The sequence below is a fragment of the Lentibacillus juripiscarius genome, assembly GCF_042685205.1.
GTDB lineage: Bacteria > Bacillota > Bacilli > Bacillales > Amphibacillaceae > Lentibacillus > Lentibacillus juripiscarius.
Map to the genome: position 1 here is coordinate 23,218 of NZ_JBHUNA010000013.1, position 25,554 is coordinate 48,771.

At 44.3% G+C, this 25,554-nt stretch carries 32 protein-coding genes and 1 riboswitch; of the genes, 17 read left to right on the forward strand and 15 right to left on the reverse strand.

The genetic code is table 11. From position 1 onward, the window contains the following. Positions 1-81: 81 nt before the first annotated feature. The gene (locus ACFSUO_RS06885; protein WP_382392442.1) at positions 82-372 is read right to left on the reverse strand and encodes a hypothetical protein; all 291 of its coding nucleotides are present in this window, start codon (positions 370-372) and stop codon (positions 82-84) included. Between the two features lie 142 nt (positions 373-514). Here ACFSUO_RS06885 and ACFSUO_RS06890 point away from each other — a divergent pair, with 142 nt between their 5' ends. Continuing rightward, complete coding sequence (locus ACFSUO_RS06890; RefSeq protein WP_382392444.1) at positions 515-952, forward strand: DUF86 domain-containing protein; 438 nt, start codon at positions 515-517, stop codon at positions 950-952. 51 nt (positions 953-1,003) lie between these two features. Beyond that, complete coding sequence (locus ACFSUO_RS06895; protein ID WP_382392446.1) at positions 1,004-1,774, forward strand: TIGR01457 family HAD-type hydrolase; 771 nt, start codon at positions 1,004-1,006, stop codon at positions 1,772-1,774. Positions 1,775-1,813: 39 nt separating this feature from the next. Here ACFSUO_RS06895 and ACFSUO_RS06900 read toward each other — a convergent pair whose 3' ends face one another. Further along, the gene (locus ACFSUO_RS06900) at positions 1,814-2,326 is read right to left on the reverse strand and encodes a phosphatidylglycerophosphatase A family protein (RefSeq protein WP_382392448.1); all 513 of its coding nucleotides are present in this window, start codon (positions 2,324-2,326) and stop codon (positions 1,814-1,816) included. An 85-nt stretch (positions 2,327-2,411) separates the two neighbouring features. Here ACFSUO_RS06900 and ACFSUO_RS06905 point away from each other — a divergent pair, with 85 nt between their 5' ends. Next, positions 2,412-3,389: a hypothetical protein gene (locus ACFSUO_RS06905; protein WP_382392450.1), complete on the forward strand. Its 978-nt coding sequence runs from the start codon at positions 2,412-2,414 to the stop codon at positions 3,387-3,389. Positions 3,390-3,625: 236 nt separating this feature from the next. Next, the gene (locus ACFSUO_RS06910) at positions 3,626-4,588 is read left to right on the forward strand and encodes a 2-hydroxyacid dehydrogenase (RefSeq protein ID WP_382392452.1); all 963 of its coding nucleotides are present in this window, start codon (positions 3,626-3,628) and stop codon (positions 4,586-4,588) included. A 153-nt stretch (positions 4,589-4,741) separates the two neighbouring features. Here ACFSUO_RS06910 and ACFSUO_RS06915 read toward each other — a convergent pair whose 3' ends face one another. Then, positions 4,742-4,966 carry a NifU family protein gene (locus ACFSUO_RS06915; RefSeq protein WP_129673330.1) on the reverse strand — a complete coding sequence of 75 codons (225 nt, stop codon included), beginning with the start codon at positions 4,964-4,966 and terminating at the stop codon, positions 4,742-4,744. Between the two features lie 151 nt (positions 4,967-5,117). Here ACFSUO_RS06915 and ACFSUO_RS06920 point away from each other — a divergent pair, with 151 nt between their 5' ends. Further along, on the forward strand, positions 5,118-5,447 hold the full coding sequence (locus tag ACFSUO_RS06920; protein WP_382392536.1) for a YuzD family protein: 330 nt from the start codon (positions 5,118-5,120) through the stop codon (positions 5,445-5,447). A gap of 202 nt (positions 5,448-5,649) precedes the next feature. Then, the gene (locus tag ACFSUO_RS06925) at positions 5,650-6,006 is read left to right on the forward strand and encodes a HesB/IscA family protein (RefSeq protein WP_382392454.1); all 357 of its coding nucleotides are present in this window, start codon (positions 5,650-5,652) and stop codon (positions 6,004-6,006) included. Positions 6,007-6,147: 141 nt separating this feature from the next. On the opposite strand, the gene ACFSUO_RS06930 is transcribed toward ACFSUO_RS06925, so the two are convergent. Then, complete coding sequence (locus ACFSUO_RS06930) at positions 6,148-7,134, reverse strand: NAD(P)/FAD-dependent oxidoreductase (RefSeq protein WP_382392456.1); 987 nt, start codon at positions 7,132-7,134, stop codon at positions 6,148-6,150. Positions 7,135-7,505: 371 nt separating this feature from the next. On the opposite strand from ACFSUO_RS06930, the gene ACFSUO_RS06935 reads away from it, so the two are divergent. Both ACFSUO_RS06935 and ACFSUO_RS06940 read left to right on the forward strand, forming a co-directional pair. Continuing rightward, positions 7,506-7,817: a YuiB family protein gene (locus ACFSUO_RS06935; RefSeq protein ID WP_382392458.1), complete on the forward strand. Its 312-nt coding sequence runs from the start codon at positions 7,506-7,508 to the stop codon at positions 7,815-7,817. A gap of 63 nt (positions 7,818-7,880) precedes the next feature. Continuing rightward, entirely contained in the window at positions 7,881-8,570 is a 690-nt protein-coding gene (locus ACFSUO_RS06940) for a 3D domain-containing protein (protein ID WP_382392460.1), read from the forward strand. Between the two features lie 88 nt (positions 8,571-8,658). Here the strand turns inward: ACFSUO_RS06940 and ACFSUO_RS06945 are convergent, their stop codons facing one another. From ACFSUO_RS06945 to deoD, 3 genes are all read right to left on the reverse strand, one after another. After that, on the reverse strand, positions 8,659-9,132 hold the full coding sequence (locus tag ACFSUO_RS06945; RefSeq protein ID WP_382392462.1) for a divergent PAP2 family protein: 474 nt from the start codon (positions 9,130-9,132) through the stop codon (positions 8,659-8,661). A 104-nt stretch (positions 9,133-9,236) separates the two neighbouring features. Continuing rightward, the gene (locus tag ACFSUO_RS06950) at positions 9,237-9,848 is read right to left on the reverse strand and encodes a biotin transporter BioY (RefSeq protein ID WP_382392464.1); all 612 of its coding nucleotides are present in this window, start codon (positions 9,846-9,848) and stop codon (positions 9,237-9,239) included. 141 nt (positions 9,849-9,989) lie between these two features. Further along, positions 9,990-10,700, reverse strand: coding sequence for a purine-nucleoside phosphorylase (deoD, locus tag ACFSUO_RS06955; RefSeq protein WP_382392466.1), 711 nt, complete (start codon positions 10,698-10,700; stop codon positions 9,990-9,992). Positions 10,701-10,884: 184 nt separating this feature from the next. On the opposite strand from deoD, the gene ACFSUO_RS06960 reads away from it, so the two are divergent. Then, the gene (locus ACFSUO_RS06960) at positions 10,885-11,148 is read left to right on the forward strand and encodes a phosphocarrier protein HPr (protein ID WP_382392468.1); all 264 of its coding nucleotides are present in this window, start codon (positions 10,885-10,887) and stop codon (positions 11,146-11,148) included. A 41-nt stretch (positions 11,149-11,189) separates the two neighbouring features. On the opposite strand, the gene kapB is transcribed toward ACFSUO_RS06960, so the two are convergent. Further along, on the reverse strand, positions 11,190-11,582 hold the full coding sequence (kapB, locus tag ACFSUO_RS06965) for a sporulation phosphorelay system protein KapB (protein ID WP_382392470.1): 393 nt from the start codon (positions 11,580-11,582) through the stop codon (positions 11,190-11,192). A 116-nt stretch (positions 11,583-11,698) separates the two neighbouring features. Between kapB and ACFSUO_RS06970 the strand changes: the two genes are divergently transcribed. Together ACFSUO_RS06970 and ACFSUO_RS06975 are read left to right on the forward strand one after the other, a co-directional pair. Beyond that, complete coding sequence (locus ACFSUO_RS06970) at positions 11,699-11,884, forward strand: hypothetical protein (protein WP_382392472.1); 186 nt, start codon at positions 11,699-11,701, stop codon at positions 11,882-11,884. Between the two features lie 87 nt (positions 11,885-11,971). Beyond that, positions 11,972-12,544: a superoxide dismutase family protein gene (locus tag ACFSUO_RS06975; RefSeq protein ID WP_382392474.1), complete on the forward strand. Its 573-nt coding sequence runs from the start codon at positions 11,972-11,974 to the stop codon at positions 12,542-12,544. 86 nt (positions 12,545-12,630) lie between these two features. Here the strand turns inward: ACFSUO_RS06975 and ACFSUO_RS06980 are convergent, their stop codons facing one another. Continuing rightward, entirely contained in the window at positions 12,631-13,803 is a 1,173-nt protein-coding gene (locus ACFSUO_RS06980) for a MalY/PatB family protein (RefSeq protein ID WP_382392476.1), read from the reverse strand. Between the two features lie 299 nt (positions 13,804-14,102). Further along, the gene (locus tag ACFSUO_RS06985; RefSeq protein ID WP_382392478.1) at positions 14,103-15,455 is read right to left on the reverse strand and encodes a glucose-6-phosphate isomerase; all 1,353 of its coding nucleotides are present in this window, start codon (positions 15,453-15,455) and stop codon (positions 14,103-14,105) included. Positions 15,456-15,584: 129 nt separating this feature from the next. On the opposite strand from ACFSUO_RS06985, the gene ACFSUO_RS06990 reads away from it, so the two are divergent. Then, complete coding sequence (locus tag ACFSUO_RS06990) at positions 15,585-15,827, forward strand: DUF378 domain-containing protein (RefSeq protein ID WP_382392480.1); 243 nt, start codon at positions 15,585-15,587, stop codon at positions 15,825-15,827. 87 nt (positions 15,828-15,914) lie between these two features. Here the strand turns inward: ACFSUO_RS06990 and yugI are convergent, their stop codons facing one another. Continuing rightward, complete coding sequence (gene yugI, locus ACFSUO_RS06995; protein ID WP_382392482.1) at positions 15,915-16,280, reverse strand: S1 domain-containing post-transcriptional regulator GSP13; 366 nt, start codon at positions 16,278-16,280, stop codon at positions 15,915-15,917. 118 nt (positions 16,281-16,398) lie between these two features. On the opposite strand from yugI, the gene ACFSUO_RS07000 reads away from it, so the two are divergent. After that, on the forward strand, positions 16,399-16,767 hold the full coding sequence (locus ACFSUO_RS07000; RefSeq protein WP_382392484.1) for a YugN family protein: 369 nt from the start codon (positions 16,399-16,401) through the stop codon (positions 16,765-16,767). Here the strand turns inward: ACFSUO_RS07000 and ACFSUO_RS07005 are convergent. Together ACFSUO_RS07005 and ACFSUO_RS07010 are read right to left on the reverse strand one after the other, a co-directional pair. Further along, complete coding sequence (locus ACFSUO_RS07005; RefSeq protein WP_382392486.1) at positions 16,756-17,754, reverse strand: potassium channel family protein; 999 nt, start codon at positions 17,752-17,754, stop codon at positions 16,756-16,758. The two genes, ACFSUO_RS07000 and ACFSUO_RS07005, sit on opposite strands and share 12 nt — an antisense overlap. A gap of 197 nt (positions 17,755-17,951) precedes the next feature. Beyond that, on the reverse strand, positions 17,952-18,515 hold the full coding sequence (locus ACFSUO_RS07010; RefSeq protein WP_382392488.1) for a thioredoxin family protein: 564 nt from the start codon (positions 18,513-18,515) through the stop codon (positions 17,952-17,954). Between the two features lie 155 nt (positions 18,516-18,670). On the opposite strand from ACFSUO_RS07010, the gene ACFSUO_RS07015 reads away from it, so the two are divergent. Next, positions 18,671-19,729: a M20/M25/M40 family metallo-hydrolase gene (locus ACFSUO_RS07015; protein WP_382392490.1), complete on the forward strand. Its 1,059-nt coding sequence runs from the start codon at positions 18,671-18,673 to the stop codon at positions 19,727-19,729. A gap of 139 nt (positions 19,730-19,868) precedes the next feature. Beyond that, positions 19,869-20,014, forward strand: a riboswitch (FMN riboswitch). Between the two features lie 166 nt (positions 20,015-20,180). After that, on the forward strand, positions 20,181-20,771 hold the full coding sequence (locus ACFSUO_RS07020) for an ECF transporter S component (RefSeq protein ID WP_382392492.1): 591 nt from the start codon (positions 20,181-20,183) through the stop codon (positions 20,769-20,771). Between the two features lie 117 nt (positions 20,772-20,888). Here ACFSUO_RS07020 and ACFSUO_RS07025 read toward each other — a convergent pair whose 3' ends face one another. Further along, positions 20,889-21,272: a hotdog fold thioesterase gene (locus ACFSUO_RS07025; protein WP_382392494.1), complete on the reverse strand. Its 384-nt coding sequence runs from the start codon at positions 21,270-21,272 to the stop codon at positions 20,889-20,891. Positions 21,273-21,287: 15 nt separating this feature from the next. Then, entirely contained in the window at positions 21,288-22,223 is a 936-nt protein-coding gene (locus tag ACFSUO_RS07030; protein ID WP_382392496.1) for a 1,4-dihydroxy-2-naphthoate polyprenyltransferase, read from the reverse strand. A gap of 199 nt (positions 22,224-22,422) precedes the next feature. On the opposite strand from ACFSUO_RS07030, the gene ACFSUO_RS07035 reads away from it, so the two are divergent. Next, positions 22,423-23,808, forward strand: a complete 1,386-nt coding sequence (locus tag ACFSUO_RS07035) for an isochorismate synthase (protein WP_382392498.1) — start codon at positions 22,423-22,425, stop codon at positions 23,806-23,808. A 2-nt stretch (positions 23,809-23,810) separates the two neighbouring features. Then, complete coding sequence (menD, locus tag ACFSUO_RS07040; protein ID WP_382392500.1) at positions 23,811-25,553, forward strand: 2-succinyl-5-enolpyruvyl-6-hydroxy-3-cyclohexene-1-carboxylic-acid synthase; 1,743 nt, start codon at positions 23,811-23,813, stop codon at positions 25,551-25,553. Position 25,554 lies beyond the last annotated feature (1 nt).

Here is a 25,554-nt window from a genome sequence, read left to right on the forward strand (position 1 = left end):
AAAGTCCTAGTTGCACTTATGCAGTAAGAAAGTATATATACTTTCTTAACTGCTAAATGAAGAGCAGCAGTCTTTGTCAGACTACTGCCCTTTATTTTTTTCCTCGGGATGCGCATCGCCGGGTTCATCGTGCAGCGGATGAGCACCAGGGGTTTGTCTCGGCAGATCATCATGCTGTTCTTTGTCCGGATAAACAAAAGCACTTTCCCGGCTCTGACCTTCCTCCCAAGGTGTTGATTTGCTTCCCTCGAGTTCTTCATCGTTAATTTCAGATCCAAAAGGCCCCTCCGGAAACTCTTCGGGAATGAGCGTATTTCGCTGGTTTTGCACGTTTGTGAAATCACTGTATTTTACTTTGTCTTTTTTAGACATTTTTTTCACCTCTTTCTTATAGTTATTTTCTCACATTGACCCATTATTATATCGCCAAAATATGGTAAAACCGCCTGTATCATTTCTTTCTTCAGTTTCTCATGTGGTATGATATAGACAGTATGTTACTGGAGGTATCACGATGTATTTCGTAGATCAGAAAAAAATAGAAGAAACACTGGTATATGTGGAACAAATACTTAACGAAGTCCATCATCAGAGGATTGATTCATTCAAAGATAAGTTATTTCTGGAACGTGCAGCAGAGGTGATGATTGAATCGATGCTTGATGTCGGAAATATGATGATTGATGGCTTTATCATGCGGGATCCGGGAAGCTTTGAAGATATTATTGACATACTAATTGATGAAAAAGTGCTTCCGGAAAGTGATGATGCAGGCTATAAAGAAATTATCGGACTAAGAAAAATGGTGGTTAAGGATTATTTAGCGGTTGATCATGCCTTGCTCGACAATACGCTGCAGCAGAATAGGGAACTGTTGGTCCAATTCAGTTCACATGTCAGACGCTATTTGCATGATGAATCTGGTGTGGCTAATGCTTTCTCCAATGACTAGATGGAAGCAGGTAATGAGTAAACAGACTCGTATGAAAAGTAGAGGGATTGCATGAAAAACTATGACGCATACTTAATTGACCTAGATGGAACGATGTATCGGGGGGACGAACCGGTTCCGTTTGCCAGTGCATTTGTCGAAAAGCTTGCTAAAAAAAGAATACCATACTTGTTTTTGACGAACAATTCGTCCAAAACACCACAACAGGTTTCTTCCAAATTGGAGGACATGGGTATCCGTTCACAGCCGGAGCAGGTTTTTACAACAAGTATGGCAGCAGCAAAATACATTAAACAGCAGAATGCCGAAGCCCGCTGTTATGTAATTGGAGAGGACGGCCTATTCGATGCATTGGAAAAAGAGGGTCATCAGATTGCCGAAAATGACTGCGATTTTGTGGTGGTCGGAATGGACCGGAAAATTACTTATGAGAAGCTGTCAAAAGCCTGTCTGGAAGTGCGGAATGGGGCAGAGTTTCTCTCGACAAATGGAGATGTGGCTATTCCGACCGAACGGGGACTTGAGCCCGGCAATGGCGCACTGACATCGGTCATTTCCGTCAGTACTGGGAAAAAGCCGGTGTTTATCGGAAAGCCGGAGTCAGTCATCATGGATCAGGCATTGGAGGAGCTGGGCGCTATCAAAGAATCGACATTAATGGTTGGAGATAATTATGATACGGATATCCTAGCCGGTATTCATGCAGGAATCGACACGTTAATGGTGTTCACAGGAGTTACCCCATATGATCATTATGCCACCTTTCCAGAGAAACCGACATACCATGTGCACTATTTAAATGAATGGCTGGCCCATATATAAAAAACTGCCCTGTCAAAGGGGCAGTTTTTTAACGTTTTCTTAGTCATCCAGCAGTTCGTCATCGGCGGTGGCGTGGGCAAGTCGGCTTGAAGCGGCCGCCGCAATGGCACCGACTATGTCATCAAGGAACGTATGGCATTTACCTGTTGATTTATCGTTTAAATATTCAAGAATTCCCGGTTTCTGTTTGTCGATATAACCGTAATTGGTGAAGCCGATGGAACCATAAACGTTGACGATAGAAAATGCAATTATCTCATCAATGCCGTACAGGCTTTCGTCCACTTCAATGGTTCGCTGCAGCGGCTCATCAAGCTCCTTCCTCTCGGCTAGAACATCCAGCTGAATGCCGGTCAGTATGGCATTCTGCACTTCCCTTTTAGCAAGCACCTGTTCCACATTATACTTACAGTCCTCCATGCTGAGGTCATCATGGTATTTTGCCTGCAGATAATGGACAAGCTCCGCGATGTCTTCAATCGTTACACTACGTTCTGACAGCCATTCTCTTGCCTTTACTTCCAGTTTGGTTTTATTTGTATTACTATCCATATTCATCACCTTTTCTATAAAAAATTATTAAAACGGAATGCTCTTACATATAGTGAATTAGAAGCGTAAGAAGGGAGCGACCACGTTGAAGGACTTTCTTGCCATGAATTATGGTATTCAGGCATATGAAAAAACGGTATTCGACGGAATGGAAGGATTCATGGATGATAATTATGTTTATTTTATCATTTCCGGAGAACAGAAGGAAATGATACATATGGAACAGGCAGCATTAGCTTATTATTTGCATGAAAACAAATGGACCCATGTGACGGTTCCCGTGCCTAACAACCAGGGCGGGTGGATGTCAGAACAGGACAATAATGGCTATATGGTGCTAAAGGGGGAGAAGCCATCGGGTACAGACAAAATTGCTCAGAAGCATGGGAAAAGACTGGCACAGCTGCATATGACTGGTACAATGTACGCTTACGAGCCAGAACTGATTTCCAGTTATGGGCAGTGGAAGGACTTGTGGATTGATAAGCTGACGGCATTTGAGCAGAAAGCAAATGAAGAGGCAAGAAAAAATCCGTGCAGCTACTACCGTGATTTAATGGATTTCATGCCTTATTTGTCCGGCATAAGTGAAAATGCGATTCAATACATGCAGGAAAGCGAATATGAATCACGATTCCATGAAACAGATCAGGGAACCATCACATTTCGGAGGTACCATGGGCAGTTTAGCAGACACCATCTTTGGCTGACGGATTTCGCTTATGATCACCCTGCAAGGGACTTGGCCGAGTTTATCCGGAATCAATTGCTGCAAACGGAAGATCCCATGGATGGGATACAGGCGTTCCTGGAAGATTACCAGCAGGTTAGACCGCTGTCCGTGTTCTCTTGGCGGCTATTATATGCACGACTCCTGTTTCCTATCCACTTTTTTGATGTCATGGAACGTGGATTCACGGGAGGATCTTATAGTTATTGCCACTCAGCTTTACATGATTTGCAGAAACGGCAGCCAGTATATGAACGAAGGTTAAGACGTTTCTTTGATTATGCAGGTATTTCGAGTAAAGAGTTGCAGATTCCTGTGTTACACTGGTTATAAGAGGTTGTTCAAAAAAGTCCGGTAAAAATGACACTTCGAATTTCTTCGTTGGCTTGCTTTTCCGTTGCTCATGTATTAAATAGCATACACTCTGCTACTCAAAGCTGCGCCGCCTCGAAATTCTTGGTCCTTTTTATCCTCCTTTTTGAACACGCACTATAAGAGGTTGTTCAAAAAAGTCCGGTAAAAGGATTTTGAACAACCCTTATAAGCATGAATAATGGAGTGATCAAAAAATGAAACCAGTGATTTATGTTACTCGAAAAATTCCGGAAGAGCTGCTTCAGCCATATAAGGAATATGCTGAATTCCGTATGTGGGAAAGCGAGACGGAACCTGTGCCGCGAGACGTGCTGCTTAAGGAAGCAAAAGATGTTGACGGTGTGCTGTGTTTACTGACGGAACAAATAGATAGCGATTTTTTTCGTGCTGCCGGAAAGTTAAAAGTCGTCGCAAATATGGCGGTTGGCTTTGATAATATTGATGTCCAAGCGGCAAAAGAACACGGGGTAGTTGTGACGAATACACCGGATGTCCTGACAGAAACAACTGCAGATCTGACATTTGCACTGTTGATGGCAACTGCCAGACGAATCGTGGAAGCGGCTGATTACATTCGGGACGGTAAGTGGGAAAACTGGGCACCATATTTACTTGCTGGGGCTGATGTTTACGGCAAGAAAATTGGAATTGTCGGTATGGGCAGAATTGGTGAAGCTGTTGCCAGACGTGCGAGCGGGTTTAATATGCCGATTCTGTATCATAATCGTTCACGGAAAGACACTGCTGAACAGGAGCTGGGGGCCAAGTATCTGGAATTTAATCAGCTGCTGAAAGAGGCCGATTTTGTTGTATCGCTCGTTCCACTGACCAATGAAACGAAACAGCTATTTAATAAGGAAGCATTCCAGCAAATGAAGGAGAGCGCTGTGTTTATCAATGCATCACGGGGTACGACTGTAGATGAGGGAGCACTTTACGATGCATTGCTGAATAGACAGATTCGTGCAGCCGGGCTGGATGTATTTGAGCGGGAACCAATTTCTCCTGACCATCCGCTTGTGCAGCTCGATAATACGGTTTGCCTTCCACACATCGGTTCGGCAAGTGAGGAGACACGTTCCAGGATGATTAACCTTTGTCTTGATAATTTGACAGCAGTATTGGGTGGAGATGCACCAATTACCCCAGTACATTAGAAAAACTCGGCATTTGCCTCGTCTTTTAGCAAATGCCGAAGTTTTACTTATAAGGTCAACCATAATTTATACTTTCTGACGCTAGAAATAAAAAAGGCAGACACAGCTTATGTCTGCCTCACTTCTATATAGGAATGTACTATGTCTAAAAGTTTAAAATACTTGTTCGATTTCAGTTACTCCAGGAACTTCAGCCATCAGCGCACGTTCGATACCTGCTTTTAATGTAATGGTGGAACTTGGGCAATTACCGCAGGCCCCCATCAGACGAAGAAGCACAATGCCATCATCATCAACATCAATTAGCTCCACATCGCCACCGTCACGAAGCAAAAATGGACGTAATTTGTTTAGCACTTCCTGTACTTGTTCTTGCATTATCCATCTTCTCCTTTCTGCCTTTATTATAAAATGAATTGCTGAAAAAATCTATCCTTTATTTTTTAGTTGCTATCCAGCGTTTATTTTATTTTATCTTTCATGAAGGTTTTTGTAAAATGAAAGTAACTAATTGGATAAGGGGGTTTTTATGATGGACGGAGATATCCTCATTACGGTTTACGGGGCCGAGCAGATTTGTGCCAGCTGTGTCGGTGCACCTGGATCGCGGGATACGTATGAGTGGCTTCAGGCTGCAATTGGCCGGAAGTATATAGATGACAGCATTAATTATGAATATGTTGATATCGATAATCCCCCGGAGATAGACAAGCATAAAGAATTCGCCAAGCAGATCGTGGAAGAGGATTGGTTTTATCCAGTTGTTTTAGTCAATGATCATGTGGTTGCTGAGGGAATTCCTAAGCTGAAGACAATTTACAAGGAATTGGAGAAAAATGGGGCTGTTTTGCAGTCGTGATGGAACTGGTCAGACGTGAAAATTCCATTTACCAAAATGCAAGGACTGGGAAATAATTATATTGATCTGTTTGAATTTGACATCAGTGAAGATTGCTGCCGGTACGTATTGGTTTAATGCATCTTAGTTGATGCAATCTGCCATAGTTTGTATACTGGAGAGTAACGAAAAATACTCATCTTACTAAAGAGGGGGATTCAAAATGGTTATTTCCATTACAGATGGAGCACGTGACCAAGTCAAAGAGATGATGAAAGATGAATCAGAAGGTGTCCGTCTGCGTTTTGGCATAAAAGGCGGCGGCTGCAGCGGTTTATCTTATTCACTAGGCTTTGAATATGATGTTAATGAAGAATTGGACATGGTTGAAGACATTAATGGCATTCCGGTCGTCATTCATAAACAGGATGCACCAATCATAGAAGGTACAACAATTGATTTTAAACAAAATATGATGGGCGGCGGGTTCTCCATTGATAATCCGAATGCCATTGTATCGTGCGGCTGCGGTTCGTCATTTAAAGCAAAGGAGCGCGAGGGCGCACCGGAAAAATGTTAGGGCAGTGGCTAGTTGTTGATACATCTTTATTATAGAAAAAAGCCAGGGATTGCCCTGGCTTTTTTCTTATGCAGACGGGAAAGGATAAATAATTCCTGTCCGCTAAGTGCAGTATTAGCCGGCATTCTATGAAGCGGATGTTTAAAACATTGCTGTGGAATGTTTCGGCTGGATGCGTGCTTTTGGATCAATATACTGCTTGGCATTGTTTATGGCGGTAGGGCCTTCTCCAAATCCGGTAGCGATTAGGTTCACTTTGCCCGAATAGGTTGTAATATCTCCAGCAGCATAGATTCCTGGAATATTCGTTTCCATCTTCGTGTTGACGACGATACTGTTTTTCTCAATTTCCAAACCCCAGTCTTTAATCGGACCGAGTGAGGAAACGAAGCCGTAATTACAAAGCACTGCATCAACGTTGATATCCAGTGTTGCATCACCTTTCGCCTCACTGAGTGTTACTGTTTTGATTCTGTCCGTCCCGCTGATTGACTCAGGAACGTAAGGGGTCAGAATCTCGACATTGGAATTCATTAGCTGTTCGACACTGTGTTCATGGGCCCGGAATTTATCACGCCGGTGGACGAGCGTCACTTTTTTGGCGATGGGTTCAAGCATTAATGCCCAGTCCACCGCGGAGTCACCGCCGCCAAGCAGCATGACGTTCTTGTCTTTATAGGCATTCATATCCTGCACATGGTAATGAAGATTAACACCTTCAAATTGGTCACAGCCTTCTAGATTTAGGCGTCTTGGCTGGAAGGCTCCGTTACCTGCTGTAATAATAATTGTTTTCGTATAATGGACTTCATTCGTATTGGAAATTAGTTTAAATGTATCATCTTCAAGCCGCTCCACCTTTTCAATGGCTTGGCCAAGTACAATTTCCGGATCGAACATGCCAGCTTGCTCCTCAAGATTGTCGATTAGATCCTGGGCACGGACTTTTGGAAAACCAGCAACATCATATATATATTTCTCTGGATAAAGGGCTGTCAGCTGCCCCCCGGTATGTGGTAAGCTCTCAATAATTTTAACGCTTGCCTGTCGCATTCCCCCGTAGAAAGCAGTGAATAGCCCGGCAGGACCAGCGCCAAGTATGGTCACATCATACACTTCTTCTGCCATGGATGTCCCCCCATTCATCATCTTCATTTAAAGTGCGTGTTCAAAAAGGAGGATAAAAAGGACCGAGAATTTCGAGGCGACGTAGTTTCGAGCAGCGGAATGTATGCATTTAGATACATGAGCAGCAGAGAAACAAGTCAACGAAGAAATTCGATGTGTCCTTTTTACCGGACTTTTTGAACAACCTCTTAAACACCATTTCTATCGTATCATAAATCGGATACCTATGTGTAATTATGCACATGCAGACCAATGCAATGGCAAAATTGGAAAAACTCGCAGCCCATACATAGGCAGTATTGGCTACTTTGCATTTCGTATAATTTGTTATAAAATGAATGCTGTATGTATAGGTGAAGGGAGATACGGTGTTGATACAGTTTGTTGTTTCGATTTTACTGTTTTTTGTTATATTTTTTGGACTGGCATTCATTTTGAATATGCTGCTGCGGCAAACTTGGCTGATGGCCTTTATTTACCCGTTTATTGTTATTATGATCGTCGATAATATTTCAACGGTAGAATATTTCACTAATCCGGGCAGTGCTTTTTCTGCAGCTTTCAGGAGGCTGGCGGAAATTACAATTGCTGATATTAGTATTTTGGGCGCCGGCTTTCTTGGGACTATTGTTTCCGGTTTTGTTATCCGCTTTTTGCGTAAAAGCGGCTATCGCATGTTTTAAAATGGAAAATGAATAAAAAGCTGGCAGAGTGGAGATGATGACATCCAGAGAGAGGTGTTATCATTGAAAAAACAGAAACTGTTACAAAAGCCAGCGATGTTTCTATTATTTGTAGGTGCTTTTGTCGCCACACTGTCATCCATCTCTAATATTACAGTCCCAGACGTGAAAGCATGGATGGCTCAGGAGTATGAGGCGCCCCCTGTAACCGTGGACAGTGAAGTGGGTTACAGCCAGGTCGGATTGGAAAAGAAAGAACTGAACGTCATGAAAAAGCAAAAGCGTTATATATCCAGTGAGCAGATTGAAGGGCCGAAAACGCTGGAAGAATATATCAACCTTGAACAATACCCTAGTACAACAGTTGTGGCTACGGGTTATACGGCTGGTGCTGAATCAACCGGTAAAACGCCTGACCACCCTCAATACGGAATAACGTATTCAGGGGTTAAGGTTAAGCGAGATTTATACTCTACTATTGCAGCTGATTTGGATATTTACCCGATTGGAACCATTATGTTCATACCAGGCTATGGGTATGGGGTTGTGGCCGACAAAGGCGGTGCCATTAACGGCAACAAAATTGATTTGTACTATGATACGGTTGAAGATGTGTACTCCGAATGGGGCAAAAAAGAATTGGAAGTTTACATTATCGAAAAAGGCAACGGTAAACTGACGGAAAAAACATTGACCAATTTGAACGAAAATGAAGCATTGCAAGTCTTTCGGGAGCAAATTACAGAAAGCTGATTAGAAAAGAAGACGTTCCACAGGTGGGACGTCTTCTTTGCTTTTTTTCGGTAGGGCGTCCTTAGGAATAGAGGAAAATAACAAAGACCTAATACCATTGATATAGTAAAAATGCAATCGCCACTCCTGACAGACCGCCGAAAAAGACCTCAATTGGCTGGTGCCCGAGCAGTTCTTTTAATTCCTTTCGTTTTTGAAATGCTTCTTTTTGATTCCAGTCTTTCGCTCCTTCGACAAAGGACTGAAAATCTTTGGCGAGCTGGTTAATAACAATAGCTTGTTCACCAGCTTGTCTGCGTACACCGGAAGCATCAAACATGATAATAACACTGAAAACAGCTGCTATCCCAAACATGGTGGAGTCAACTCCTTGCAGAATCCCTGTTGCTGTTGTCAGTGCAGCAACTGCAGCAGAGTGGCTGCTCGGCATTCCACCTGTCGAGAATGCCAGTCCTGGTTTGAATTCCTTTGCGGCAATAAGATGAATGGGAATTTTAATAACTTGGGCAAAGACAATTGCCGATAATGCAGCCCATAATGGAAAGTTTGCAAAAAGATCCATGACAGATGACATCCTCTCTGTTGCAGTTTCTTCATTCCAATCCCTATATGTTGGACATTGGAATTATTCTTAGGAAGTCATTTTATCACAAACCTTCATGCCTTTCATCTTTCTATAGGTAATTGATGCTGCATGGATAGCCATCTGGACGGCATGCGTCTGGAAAGGGTCACCATGAAAATGGCTGCTAAACAGGCCAGCCCTGTGTCTTTTAAGAGAAATGGAATCATACCGGCCCAGGCGGCAGAATAAGTAATCCCGAGTGACAACCATGTGTTCATTGCAATATACATATATGTAACCCCGATTCCGTAGTTCGCGGCAAGTCCGAACAAAGAAGCAGCTGTATAAATTGGAGCAGATGGTTTTCGGCTGCGTTCAGCAATAACTCCTGTCACGAAAGCAACGAATACAAAAGATAGGATAAAGCCGCCTGTAGGAGTAATGAGTGCCATTGGACCAGCCTGCATGTTTGCAAATACGGGAACACCAGCCGCGCCAACTGCAATATAAGTAAGCATGGCCATACTTCCAAGCCGTTTTCCGAGCATTAAACCGGCAAGTGTGGCAAAAAACGTCTGTAACGATAATGGAACGGATGCTCCACCAATGGGTATAGCCAGCATTGGGAACCAAACAGCAATATTTGCTCCGATTGCCATAAGACAAACAAATACTGCGCCAAACGTTAAATCAATCGGACGATTCCGTTTCATGAAAATTTCTCCCTTCCTTTTTTCATTATCATAGAGCATGTCCCTCTTAAATGTCAACCTGATATTTAATAAGTTTACATTTAAACAAAGAAAAACAGCCTTCCACTGGGGGAAGGCTGCTTGCAGAATATGGAAGGTATCTTATTGTTTTATGGCTGTATCAAGTGCTACTTCCATCATGTCATGGAACGTTGTTTGCCGCTCTTCCGAAGTGGTTTCTTCTCCGGTGAGAATATGATCGGATACGGTCAGTACAGTCAGGGCGTTGCGATCATACTTAGCTGCAAGCGTGTATAGCGCAGTCGTTTCCATTTCCACGGCCAGTACATTGTATGCGGCCAGCAGTTCATTCACTTCTTTCGCATCATCACGGTAGAATGTATCACTTGTGAACACATTGCCGACACGCAAATTTAAGCCTTTTTCACTGCCGACGTCATAGGCATTTTTAAGCAGTTCAAAATCAGCCAATGGCGCGTAATCAATGCCTTTAAATGTCATACGGTTCACTTGTGAATCAGTCGTTGCCCCTTGTGCAAGGATGACATCACGAACATTGACATCGCGCTGGATGGCCCCACAGGTACCGACACGGATCAATGTCTTTACATCGTATTCCTGTATGAGTTCATTTACATAGATGGAGATGGATGGGACGCCCATACCTGTACCCTGGACTGATATGCGCTCTCCTTTATAGGTTCCTGTATAGCCATACATGCCACGTACACTGTTGTACTGTGTTACATCCTCCAGAAATGTATCAGCGATGAACTTTGCCCGCAATGGGTCGCCAGGCAGTAAAATCTTATCGGCGATATCGCCTTTGTTTGCACCAATATGTACACTCATATAATTATTCCTCCCATAAAACATTATCAAGGTTACGTTATCATAACGACCGGGGAAAAACAAATTTCATGAAAATGACACAGGTTTCGTTGCGTTTCTGTTTCAAATGACACTGTTTTTGTATATAATAAGCTTGTATGCCATTTTGCCTTGATGGAGAATTAATTTTGGAAGGATGAGTATGATGCAGGAAAAAACGTTTACGATTACAGCAGATACTGGTGTTCATGCACGCCCGGCGACACTGTTGGTAAATAAAGCAGGTCAGTTTGAGTCAGATGTCCAAATTTCATATAAAGGAAAAGATGTTAACCTGAAGTCCATTATGGGAGTTATGTCGCTTGGAATCCCAAAAGGTGCCGAAATTAGTATTTCAGCATCAGGCAGTGATGAAGCCGAAGCTATTGAAGGCATCACAACGGTAATGAACGAACATTTGGGTGAATAAAACAAACAGAGCCAGGGAGATAATCCACTGGCTCATTTCTTTTAATGGTAGTAACTTTTGGTGTAGTCGTTCTGTTCTAAGTACTCCACTTGTTTGAGGGATGCTTTATTGAATTCCGTATCTTTTTTGGAAAGCTGTTCCTTTAGTGTGTCAATGGCATTCTGCAAGGAAGTCCTGTAATCAGGAAGTTCTTCATGAAAAGCTTCGGCAGCAGACTTGACCACATTGATCTTTTCATAGTGCGCAAGTGCTTTTCGTTCATGGAAGAAGACCCCTTCTGTTTCACCGGGATTATGCAGGTCGCCTTGCATCGGGTGTTTGACGACGGCATGTACTTTGACTAGATAGCGTTCGCCGCGATCCTCCAGAACTTCACCTATGTATTTGCCTGAATTGTATTTGACACGTACAATATCTCCAGCTGTAAACGCCATTTTGTTTCCCCCTTTTTTTCCATTGTGCCAGATGGCAGGGGATTCGGCAACTTCAGGCCCCTGATTTAAATACGACTCGTTTGATGCTATAATGAATGGAAAGGACGTGATGGATGATGATGGAATTTCTATACTTTCCGGAAGATAAGTCGGAATATATCCCAGCTGTTATTACATTAATCATATTTGCGATCGGTGCTGCCATAACCTTGTATTTTTTCCTAAGGGCTTCCAAAAAAGAAGCGAAAAAAACGGAAGAGCAGTACCAAGAGCATTTGAAGCCGAAAGAAGACGGCGACTGAAACGGATTTCTTTTCATCAGGAATCCGTTTAATTTTTTGCCTGACTGCGGATACTGAGAATAAAGCAATTGTAAAGGAGCACCACAGATGAGAGTATTCGTAATGATTGCAATGATTCTTTTGACGGCTTGTCAGGCGCCCGATGAGGAAACATCGCGGACAGTTGAGATGTATAATACTTCAGGGGACATGATTGGTACTGCCAAACTGACCGAAGCCGAGGGTGGGGTAAATGTCAAACTGAAACTGGAAGGATTGGAACCGGGATACCATGGCATCCACGTTCATGAATATGCCAGATGTGATGGGCCTGACTTTAAAACGGCAGGAAATCACTTGAATCCGACCGGAAATCAACATGGGCGGATGCATCCTGAAGGTGCTCATTTGGGTGATCTTCCCAACCTGGAGGCTGATTCAGGAGGACTCGTCGATGCGGAGCTGATGCTTCCAGAAGCTACACTCCTTGATGGTAAAAAATCGTTGTTGAAAGGGGAAGGCACGTCACTTGTCATACATGAAGGGCAGGATGATGGCATCAGCCAGCCCGGAGGCAATTCTGGTGCAAGAATTGCGTGCGGACTTATTGCGGAAGAGGAACAAAAGACATCTGAAACACCGACAGACCCAACCAATTTCAATGAGGAACAGGAACAATAGTGTGATCTGAAATGCCTGTTACCGAATGGCTATAGAAGTAAAAAATGGAGGTGGTCCAATTCCAGTTGGATCACCTCCATTTATTTCTATTGGTGGTTATTTATGGCTTTAATTATACGTTCGACCCCTACTTGCAGTGTTTCCCGCGGGCAGGCAATGTTCATGCGCATGAAAAATTCCCCTTCTTCCCCGTAATCGGCACCGGTATTGAGGCCAACTCCGGCTGTCCGGCTCATGAATGTTTTTAACTTCTTGCTGTTCATCCCCAGCTCACTGCAGTCAATCCATAGCAAATACGTTCCTTCTGAGCGGGTTACCTTCAGCTTATTTGTTTCCCCTTCAAGCCTTTCGATGACATAGGCTTTATTCTCCTTCAGCACAGTCCGGAGTTCGTCTAGCCATTCTTCTCCATACTGATAAGCCGCTTCAAGAGCTGTATTTCCCATCGCATTAATCATATGGTGTCCCTGGTTGTTCAATTGGTTGTCCAGGAGGTCTCGTTTTTGCTTATCAGTAGTAATAATGTACGACGCCTGCAATCCTGCCAAATTGAATGTTTTTGATGGAGACATGAATGTTATGGTCTGTGCTGCAATTTCATCTGAAAGGGAAGCAATGGGGGTATGTGTTTCCCCAGGGTAAATCAGGTCTGCATGTATTTCGTCGGATAGAATTATTACATCATGTTTCAGGCAGAGCCGGGCCATTTCCTTGAGCTCATCTTCTGTCCACACACGGCCGACCGGGTTATGCGGGGAACAGAGAATAAACGCCTTCACACCCGTTTTTAATTTTTCCTCAAAGTCGGCAAAGTCGATCTGATAGGAGCGATCGTTTTGCTGAAGCGGATTTTTCACAACCTTTCTGTCATGTGATTCAATGACACTGTAAAAAGGTGTGTAAACGGGTGTTTGAATGAGAATACCGTCGCCCGGTTCTGTAAATGCCTGTACGGCCATATGCAAGCTCGCGACCACACCAGAACTGAATGACAACCAGTCGCCCTGGATATCCCAGTTATGCCGCTTGGATATCCAGCTGATAATAGCATTTCTTACGTCATCATCAATTACTGTATATCCGTAAATCCCATGTTTTGCACGCTCGATTAATGCGTCATTAACCGCCTGTGGCGCCTGAAAGTCCATATCAGCAACCCACATTGGCAGAACATCATTGGCCTGGAATATAGTCTCCCGCAAGTCCCACTTGACGGAACGAGTATTTGTTCGATCATGCACCTTCTTGAAAATGCTCATTGCCCAACCTCCTGCTTTATGAAAAGTCGATATTCATTCCACTGCAATTATACTGGAAATAGCAAAAAGGTTAAACTTTAGTGCATACTGTCTATTTTGTATCAGAAAAACTTGGCTTTCACCAAGTTTTTATGGTGAAAGCCTAAAGCCTTAGGTTTATTTATAAGGTCATCCGTAACGTATACAAAAAAATAGCAAAGCGCTGCTGACGCTTTGCTTAACAGGGGGAATACGAGAAAGTCTTACAGTTATAGAATTACCCCTTTATCAAAAATTTAAACATAGGGTAGCAAAAAAGTTTATTTTTTTAGTCGCTTTTCAAGATTTTCTTTCTCATCCTCAAACCCAGGTTTGCCAAGAAGCGCAAACATATTTTTCTTATATGCTTCGACGCCTGGCTGGTCAAACGGGTTGACTCCCAGCAGATAGCCACTCATCGCACATGCCTTTTCGAAAAAGTAGACGAGATAACCAAATGTATACGCATTAAGTGCCGGTATTTCAATAACAAGGTTCGGCACACCACCGTCCGTATGTGCCAGCAGTGTTCCCTCGTAAGCCTTGTCATTGATTTCATGCAGTGTTCTTCCTGCCAGATAATTCAGGCCATCCGCATCTGCTTCATCGGCTTGTAGTGTCCAATCTTTCTTAGGCTTGTTTATATGCAGTACGGTTTCAAATAGGTCACGCCGTCCATCTTGAATGTATTGGCCCATCGAGTGCAAATCGGTAGTAAAGTTGGCTGATGCCGGGAAAATACCTTTTTGATCCTTGCCTTCACTTTCGCCAAAGAGCTGTTTCCACCATTCACTGAAATAATGCAAATTAGGTTCGTAATTAATAAGCATTTCCGTTGTTTTGCCTTTATCGTATAAAACATTACGGGCCGCTGCATATTGGTACGCCGGATTCTTAGCAAGCTGCGGCTCGTTCAGGTCGCTCATAGCTGCTTGTGCGCCATCAATAATCTCATCAACTGCTATGCCACTCACAGCAATGGGCAGAAGGCCGACTGCTGTCAGCACGGAATATCTGCCGCCTACATCATCTGGAATCACGAATGTTTCGTATCCTTCCGTGTCGGCAACGGTTTTCATAGCACCTTTCTCTTTATCGGTTGTCGCATAAATTCGGCTTGCGGCTTCCTCTTTTCCATATTTTTCTTCCAGGAAATTCCGGAAAATTCGGAAGGCAATCGCCGGCTCAGTTGTCGTGCCGCTTTTGGAGATGACATTAATGGATACATCTTTATTTTTAAGAACATCGAGCAAATCATTTATGTAAGTGGAACTGATATGATTTCCCGCGAAAATAATCTGGGGTGCATCGCGTTTGTCACCAGGAAGCAAGTTCTGAAATGAATGGTTCAGCATGTCAATTGCTGCACGCGCTCCCAGGTATGAACCGCCAATCCCAATCACAAGCAGCACATCAGAGTCGCTTTTGATTTTTTCTGAAGCGGTTTTAATACGGTTGAATTCTTCTGCGTCCATGTTTTCCGGTAAGTCCAGCCAGCCCAGATAATCGCTGCCTTGCCCCGTTCTTTCATGAAGTTTTTCGTGTGCCGTTTTTATATAGTCGCTCAGATAATTCAATTCTTCTTGTCTGAAGAAATGAAGTGCATTACTGAACGAAAAACTGATATGTGTCATATAATTCCTCCTTGTCCATTTTACTTTACCTGATTTCTAGCACCTGATTCAAGATAGAGCTATTTTTGTATAATATGTAACATAAATCGAAAACTACTAACAGTACTTGGAAAGAAAGGAGGGGGAGTCATGAGTGGTTTGCAGCGCTTTTGTCTGGCATTGACGATTATCGGTGCCATCAATTGGGGATTAATTGGATTATTTCAGTTTGATCTGGTCGCTGCCATATTTGGCGGCGGCGAACAAAGTGGTGCGATTGCGCGCGTCATTTATGCAGTGGTAGGGATAAGCGGTCTTGTTGTATTATCATTGCTGTTTAAAACCGATGAAGCATTTTCCGCGGATCGTAAACTACAGACAGATGAAAGCTAAAGATACAAAAAAAGAGGCAAATTCAAATATGCCGAATGCGTTAGTCATAGCACATATTTGAAAGAGCCTCTTTTTTTATGTTTCATTTTACTTTTCCGATTGTTTAATCCATTCTTCAAGTTTATCTTTTAGCGTGTTAAAACCGGCATTTTCGTTATCCGGCTGGCTGCTTTCAGCTTTTTTCTGGCTTTTAGCATTGTTTTTTGGCGGTTCCTGAGTCGCACGGATGGAAAGACTGACTTTATTTTTTTCTGCATCCACACTTAAAACTTTCACTTTTACCTCATCGCCAATGGCTAAATGTTCATGAACATCTTTTACAAAGCCATGTGTTATCTCAGAAATATGAACAAGACCCTGCGTTTCTTCGTCTAACGCCACAAATGCTCCATATGGCTGAATGCCGGTAACTTTACCATCTAAGATCTGACCTGCTTCAAACTTGTCTGACATGCTGAACAACTCCTATGTTAAATTCGATTCTTTTTACACAATAAAACATTTTAGCATATATTCCTGCTCCGGGCAAAAAATAGCTGGTAAGGATTATTTCGTATAGAGGTGATACAGCATGAATTCACCGCATTCTTCGGTAGAAAATAATATATATCCCCTGCATGTGTTGGAAGAACGGTTCAGGCCTGGTGGTTCCGTTATCCGGGCGAATTGGGATTATGAACGGTCAGCCATCGATTTAACCATTGAAGAAAAGGGAAGCCATTATTTCGTTCACATTCCATTTTATGCTGTACAAGGATCATTGGACTTTCCCGGGATAACGGTGCGGCTGGAGAAACCGTATTTTCTTGGACGTGACACATCAGAATTAGATAGTGTTACCCCCACTTTTTCTGTGGCTTCTCACGATTGGAGTGGGGCAGACAAGAGGGCAGGCGAGGTTATACTTCAAAAAGTGGCGGAACTGCTGTTACCAGGCTGACAGGAGGAGCAAGGTATCGTCCTTGTCAAGTTCCATATCATGCTGTGGGTTCATATGCCACTCGCCATCACGGATAACCCCGATAAGCAATTCGCCATTCTCTAGGAAAAACAGCACAGATTCTTTAAACGTGCTTCCATCCATCTTATCAGGAAGCGGAACATGGTTGAATTGCTGACTTTCCAGTAAATTCAGCACTGTTTCAAAAGGCCTTGTATGTTTTTTATGAAACAATTCATGGTAAAACAACGTACTCATGAAATCATTGGAACTAATGACGGTATCTGCTCCAGCCCGGATGGCATTGTCCACCTGGCTGATGGTCAGGATTTCCGCATTAATTGGAACATCCTGGTTATTTCCTCGGACAGCAATCGTTGCAAGGATAGTGTTAATATCCGCCTTTCGCTCGTCTATTGTTATATCGGCGGAAATTAGAACGGCATCTGCAGATTCAATCTTAGCCTGCACCAGCACGACGTCTTCACTTGGATCCCCATGGATGAAATGAACCGGATAGTGACGGTATGGCAATTTGTCCAAAGTCCGATCGATCAGCACCACTTCCTGGTTGGAATCTTTATCGGCTATCATGTCTGCCAGCTGTTTTGTTCGTTCATTCCACCCGATGACGACAATGTGATGACTGCCATTAAAAGATACTTTTCCCTCCGAAAGCTTATTTTCATGATTAATGGTAGTTGCGGCAAGTGTTGTGATATAAAACGTCAGCATTCCGCCGCCTGAGAGGAGCAGAAGAATGCCGATAATTCTGCCGGGAATAGTAAGTGGAACATAATCGCCATAACCAACTGTTGCACCAGTGATAAAGGCCCACCAGACGCCATCAAAAATGGATGGGAATTGATTTGGCTCCACAAGGTGGATGACAAGTCCAAACAAGAACATAAGCACAAAAATGGATAGGAGAAGTCTGACCGCTGTCGGCATCCGGAAATAAATATGTTTGAACACTTCGAGATTCATCTAGTTCACCTGCCCTAGTTTTCAATCTTCTTCCGGAATCACACATATAGTATTGGCAAAGGGCCGAACCCCTCATACGCTATAAACGAAAATACGGGAATGTCTGCGGTATGATGAAAAACTGGATTTTTAGCGAAGGGTCTGGGGAGTGGAGTGTCGAACAAGCAAAAAAACGCACCAGCAATGGGTGCGTTATACTACACGTTTAGGTTTCTGTTTAATTCCGATGTAATGCTTTCGTATACATCCTGCCAGAAATCGGTATTGTCACGGAAGGATTTGGTCATAAATCGATACATTTCTTTTGCCTTTTCCTTATGATCCTCATGATCGGCTGGCGGCAGCTTTTGTCTGGACTGGTCGACAAACTCCTGAATCTTTTCAGCTCTTGGCCCCCATACCGCCACTTCGTTTCCATTGCTGTTGATGAAAATGAATTTAGGAATCGAGCGGGAAGTTCCATTCGTTAAGTATTGATCCATCAGCTCAAGATTCTCATCACGGGGCAGGAATTTAACCGGCATGCCGGCTTTTTCCGCGATACGGATCAAAATCGGTATATTCAGCATGGCATCACCACACCAGTCCTCGGTCAGGATGATGACGCGAAGATTGTGCTCTGCCAGTGATTGAAAGAGTTGTTCATTCTCCGGTGGTGTGAAATGATCATAAATATGCAGCAGATTTTCTTTATTTTCCTGCATTGATTCAATATATGTGTCCGTGTCCATCCCTTTCGCAAACCATTGCTCAAGGTTCATCCGCCATCACTCCTTATTGTCATCGTTCCACTAAAGTGTAGCCGATTATAAAGCCCCAGTAAACTAAAGCAGCTTTTTGAACGGCGCTTTTCACCACGCGTTTTTGGAGAAAATCTGCTATGATGAAAGGATAGAATAATCAGGGAGGTTTTTACATGGAGCAAGCAAATAGAACGTTTCTAATGGATTTATTGCACACCCCATCCCCATCGAGTGATGAGGTGGCCATTCAGAAAAAATGGATTAGCTATGTGAAGGAATTTGCGGATGAAATCAGGACAGACAATGCCGGCAATGCAATTGGAATCCTTAATCCGGATGCTGAATTTAAGGTCCTTTTGGCAGGCCATTGTGATGAAATAGCCCTTGTCATTAACAGGGTGGACGACGATGGGTTCCTGCATTTTGATAAGATGGGTGGTATCAATCCGAAAGCTGCCGTTGGAATGAAAGTAACGGTGCTTGGCCAGCACGGGGAAGTGACTGGTGTTATTGGTGTCAATGCCCAGCACCACGGCGGCCTGAAAGATGACTTTGGCCTGGAGGATTTGTTTATTGACTGTGGTTACAAAACAAAAGAAGAGGCTGAACGCTTTGTGCAGATTGGTGATTTAGCTGTTTATAAAACCGAACCTGAGGTGTTGATGGACCGTTACATATCCGGCCGCGGCCTGGACAACCGGACGGGCGCATTTATCGTGGCTGAAGCCCTGCGGCGGCTTTCGGAAAAAGGATGCAAAGTCGGAGTCTATGCAGCGAGCACAGTGAATGAAGAAACAAACATGGGAGGTGCCTATTTTGCTGCTGCAGGCATCGAACCAACGATGGCGATTGCCTGTGATGTTACCTTTGCGACCGATTATCCAGGAGTGAACAAACATAAGCATGGCGATGTGAAACTGGATGGTGGGCCAGTTTTGGCAAAAGGGGCTCCAATTAACAGTAAAATCAACAAATTATTAGAGCAAACAGCCAGAAAACGGAACATGAACGTGCAATATGAACTGACACCGCGTATGACAGGAACGGATGCAGATCGTATGCGTCTGACTGGACCAGGCGTTCCAATCTCCTTGGTATCCTTGCCGCTGAGGTACATGCATTCACCGGTGGAAACATCCAGCCTAAAAGATATGGATGAAGAAATAGAGCTGCTTGTCACGATGATAGCTGAAATGACGGGGGAGGAAAGTTTGAACCCGCTGGAAGACTAAAACGGTAATTAGTTCAACGTGAATTAGGGAAAGGGTGGGATAGAGTTAACGTAAGATTGGAATAGATAGAAGGGAAAAACAAAAAATACTTGCGCATTTACTTTATTTTAGTTAAACTTAACTTATAAAATAATATCGATTCCATCTTCGGGGCAGGGTGCAATTCCCGACCGACGGTAAGAAGCAGCAAGCTGTTTCAAGTCCGTGACCCGTCTGCATGATGCAGCGGTGGACCCGGTGTGAGTCCGGGACCGACAGTTACAGTCTGGATGGGAGAAGATGACGAGCCGAAAACAGGTACATCCAATGTGCCTTGTTTTTCCTGTTACGTGTTACCCTAAAGCCCCGTAAAGGTTTTTAGGGTTTTTATTTTGTTTCCGAACGGCAGGGGAAGGCTTACCCTTCATCAGTGTAAGATGTGAATCGGTGAAGATGAGGGAGGAGACGAACGATGCAGTCTACTGCACAATCAACAAAATTAACAAAGCTTGTCATTCTGGCTTTATTAGGGACGATTTCACTGGTACTGTTTTTTCTGAACTTCCCGCTGCCATTTTTGCCGCCGTATTTAAAGATTGACTTCAGTGAAGTACCGGCGCTGATGGCTGCACTTATATTCTCACCAATGGCTGGTGTCATTGTGGAGGGAATCAAAAACTTGCTGTATCTGGCTGTGTCTGGAGCCGGCGATCCAATTGGTGTTGTGGCGAACTTCCTGGCGGGGATAATGTTTATCGTGCCAGTTGCTGTTCTTTACCACAGGTCCAAGGGTGTTAAGAGTGTTGTTTCCGGGCTGGTGACCGGCACTATTATTATGGCAATCGGAATGAGTGTGTTGAACTATTATATTATCCTGCCGGCATATGCCTGGTTTATGGGTGCCCCTGAAATGGCTGCAAGCACGGCAAAATGGGTGGCCGTTTCTGCAGGCGTGCTGCCGTTCAATATGATCAAGGGCATTGTTGTGGGTATTTTATTTGTCCCTGTATTTGTGAAGATGAAAGCATGGATCGAACAAAAACAAACGAATTTAGCATCATAAGCAAAGCGGAAGTGCCATCAGGCGCTTCCGCTTTTTACAATCATAAAAATCGACCACCCTGTACATAGGGTGGTCAACACTGTTCATTATTCGGTTACATCTATTTTTCTATCCATCCTACCTTTTTGGAACAACGCTGATGGTGCAGCGGGATATGCACAGCAGCTGATTCTGTTCATCGGTAATCCTGATTTCCCAGACCATTGTCCGCTTTCCTTTGTGCAGTGGTTCCGCCCGGGCAGTCACGGTGCCTTCGCGTTTAGATTTTATATGATTGGCATTGATTTCGATACCAAATACGTTGTGTGTTTCTGGGTCAACATGTTGATATGCTCCGATGCTGGCAGCAGATTCTGCAAGAGCAACATTCGCACCTCCATGCAGGAATCCTGCCGGCTGATGTGTGCGTTCATCCACAGGCATTGTCATGACAACCATATCTTCATCAAGTGATGTGATGCGGATGCCGAGTGATTCCATTAGAGTATTGGATAAATCCATGTCAAAACCCCCATATTAGAAAAAGTTGCTCACCAGTAGTGAAAAGCCTATCAAAAGCCCATACATGGTGTTTGTTTTGCCTGTGGCGGCCATAGCTGGCATCATTTCCAGGGAATTTGTCTTGCCGCGGAATTTGCGGATGACATCGGCCGCCTTGAAAATGCTTAGAAATGCCAGAACTGACCATGCCGGCAAGATTCCGGCTATCACATAGGCTGCGGTAAGACTGTATGCACTGATGAACATAAAAGCCAGAAATCGGATGGCATTTTTTCGGCCAAGCAGGATCGCTACTGTTTTCCGCCCGTTTTCTTTGTCCCCATCAAGGTCGCGAATATTATTGGACAGCATGATTGCCCCGATGAAAATAGCAACCGGTATCGACAGCCAAATGACCGAACCTGTCAGTACGGATGTCTGAATGTAATAGCTGATGCCAATAATGACCGTTCCCATAAAGAAACCGGAAAACAATTCGCCAAAAGGGGTATAGGCAATCGGGTATGGGCCTCCGGTATAGAGGTAACCAAATAGCATACATAATATGCCAATAACAGCGATCCACCAGCTGGATTCCATGCAAATATAAATGCCGAGAAGAATAGCTATGCCAAAAAAAGTAAGTGCCAGCCGGAGTACCGTTTTTGGTGAGATACCATCCCGGACAATCGTCCCGCCAATACCGACAGATTTCTCATTATCCAGTCCGAGGACATAGTCATAATACTCATTAAACATATTGGTAGCGGCCTGAATAAGAATGGACGCTAAAAGCATGGCTAAAAAAAGAAATAGATTTATCTCGCTCCTCGTCAGAGCAAACATGGTTCCAACGAATACGGGAACAATGGATGCTGTAAGCGTGTGCGGGCGCAACAGGCGCCACCATATCTGCAGACCGCTTTTTTCATTCATCGCCTCTTTAACGGATGATTGGTTTATGGAATTCACGGATTTTCTCTCCTTTATATCAGTTAAGGATTCTGCATTCATTATATCAATATAAGTTTAGGCAATTCGTGTCAGCGTGTCAATCACTCAAAATCACTTGATTTGTATAAATAGGACACCAATCCTTGAGGAACATGTGAAAAAAGAATAAAATAGATATGGTAAGCTGAAATGGTGGAAGGTATGGAGGATAATAAAGATGATTGAAGTAAAACCAAAATCATTTGAATCGCTGCTTTCTGAAGCAATCACGAAAGCGAAAACAAATAATGATACACAACTTATAAGCATGACAGAAGAAATACGGAAAGTGGACCCGGTTCGTTTCTTTGCGTCGGCCAGGAAGCTGTCAATGGACCGTGTTTTCTGGACAAGCACATCTGAACAGTTTTCCATTGCCGGTGTTGGCAATGCATGGAAAGTGGAGGCAGAAGAGAATCGTACCGAAGTAATAGAAAGCCGCTGGCAAAAATTGCTGGATGAGGCAATCGTCCACAACCCATATAAAGTGCCTGGAACTGGTCTGGTAGCACTTGGCGGTATGTCATTTGACCCAAGTGTACGAAAATCAGAACTCTGGAACAATTTCAGTCATGGTTCATTTCAGATTCCCATTTTGATGCTGACCAGGAGGGCTTCCCGTTATTATTTGACGACCAGTCTTGAAGTCAGGGGAGATGATGATCCAAACGAGCTGAACAAGTGGGTGGTGCAGGCAAAAGAAATGGTCATGGATAGAACGGAATGGCTTCCTGACAGCCCCGGCATTAATACGCAGCAGGAGATAGCCCCTGGACAATGGAAGGATACCGTAAAACATGCAGCAGATATGATAAAATCACGAGACGCAGAAAAAATTGTACTGGCACGTGAGCTCCGGGTGAGACTGAAGAAAGACGCATCTGTGGCTTCTATCCTGAAAAACCTGATGGCAGCACAGCCAAACAGTTATGTTTTTGCTGTGGAACGCGATGGTGACTGTTTTGTCGGTGCCTCACCGGAACGACTCGTGAAGCAAGAAGACGAACAATTGTTTTCCGTCTGCCTTGCTGGAACAGCCCCAAGGGGGAAAACGGATGAAGAGGACCGTGAAATCGCTCGGCAATTGCTGCACGATGAAAAAAATCGCAGTGAGCATGATTTTGTCGTGAAAATGATCAGGAAATCAATGGAGACTTGCTGTGATGCCGTTTACGTTCCGGACAAACCAGTGATTCATCCATTTAAAAATTTACAGCATTTGTATACCCCCGTGACAGCACGGCTGCAAAAAGGGTACAGTATTTTTGACATCATCGAAAAGTTGCACCCGACCCCTGCGCTTGGCGGCGTCCCGAGAGAGAAATCCATGACGTACATTCGGGAGCATGAACAGCTGGACCGCGGATGGTATGGTGCCCCTGTTGGCTGGATGGACAGCAACCGGAACGGGGAATTTGCTGTGGCTATCCGGTCAGGGCTTGTTCAGGGGAATATTGTGTCCTTATTTGCGGGCTGCGGCGTTGTCAGGGATTCTGACCCGGAGGCCGAATATGAAGAGACAAAGATAAAATTCAGACCGATGCTGTCCGTACTGGAGGACTGATCATGAATCATACAGAAAAATTGACACGGTATACAGCAAACTTTGTTGATGAACTTGTTGCTGCCGGGGTGACGGATGCGGTTATTTCTCCCGGTTCCCGGTCAACACCCATGGCAATGACGATGACCGAACACCCGGATCTTAAGCAGTGGGTTATTATTGATGAGCGATCAGCTGCATTCTTTGCACTGGGGATGGCCAAACAGACGAAGCGGCCAGTTGCCATCGTATGCACCTCAGGAACGGCTGCGGCCAATTACTTCCCGGCAATCGTTGAGGCGCACTACAGCCGTGTGCCGCTGATTGTTCTCACCGCTGACAGACCGCATGAACTGCGTGACGTTGGAGCACCGCAATCGATTGGACAGCTGGAATTGTATGGTGACTATCCGAAATGGTTTCATGAGATGGCATTACCGGAAGCCGGTGAGGATATGCTGGGCTATGTGCGAAACAAAGCCTCCCGGGCAGTCCAGACTGCTGCGCAGGGAAATGCCGGGCCGGTGCATTTGAATTTCCCATTTCGGGAGCCGTTAATACCGGATTTTTCACTTGAAGATTTGTGGGGAGATAGAGAGGGCGGCCCGTATCGCGCCAGAACAGAAGGAAAGCGCAGGCTCGACAGCCAGCAATTGGAACAGATTAGCAAGAAGCTGGCGTCATCCGGGAAAGGGCTGATCATATGCGGACCGCAAACGGATCCAGACCTGACTGAAGCACTCGCTGTCCTTGCCCGTGAATGGGAAGTTCCGGTATTGGCTGATCCGTTGTCACAGTTGCGTGCTGGGAGTCATCCCAAGGATTATATGATCGAAGGCTATGATGCATTTTTGCGGAGTGAGACAATCCGGAAACAGCTGAAGCCGGACTATATCATCCGTTTTGGGGCGATGCCGGTATCCAAAGCATATCTATTCTTTATAAAAGAGCATAAAGACATTCCGCAATTTGTTGTTGAAAATCATGGAGGTTACCGCGAACCTGCCGGGAATCATACTGAATTCATTGACGCTGATGCTGCCACTCTGTGCAGAGATTTGGCAAATCATAAGCCAGCCATTGCTTCCAATGATGCGTGGCTTGCAACCTGGAAACGGATGAACCGTATATCGAAAGAATGGCTACAGGAACAAGATGGAAGAAATGGACTTACCGAGGGTGGAGCAATCCGAAGTCTGATGCAAGTTATTCCGGACAACAGCAGTATATATATTGGCAATAGTATGGCTGTACGGGATTTGGATACCTTTTTTATGTCCACGTCTGCCTCCCTGGAAGTTCTTGCTAACCGAGGGGCAAACGGGATTGACGGAATGGTGTCCAGCGGTATAGGGGCTGCGGCGTCCGGCAAACCTGTCACGCTTGTGCTTGGGGATTTATCCTTTTTCCATGATATGAATGGGCTCCTGGCCGCAAAGCATTACGGGCTGAACATAACGATATTAGTTGTGAATAACAACGGCGGCGGTATCTTTTCTTTTCTGCCGCAAGTGAACCATCAGGATCATTTTGAGACACTATTCGGCACGCCGCTGGATATCGACTTCCAGCATGCGGTGAATATGTACGGCGGTACCTATCATCAGCCGGCAAGCCTTCCTGAGTTGGAAGAAACCCTTGAAAAAAGTTATCAGCATAGGGGACTATCGGTCGTCGAGGTGAAGACAGACAGGACGGAAAATTTGGAATGGCACCGGAACAAATGGCAGGCTATAGAAAATGAGCTGCTGCAGGACAGGGGATGAG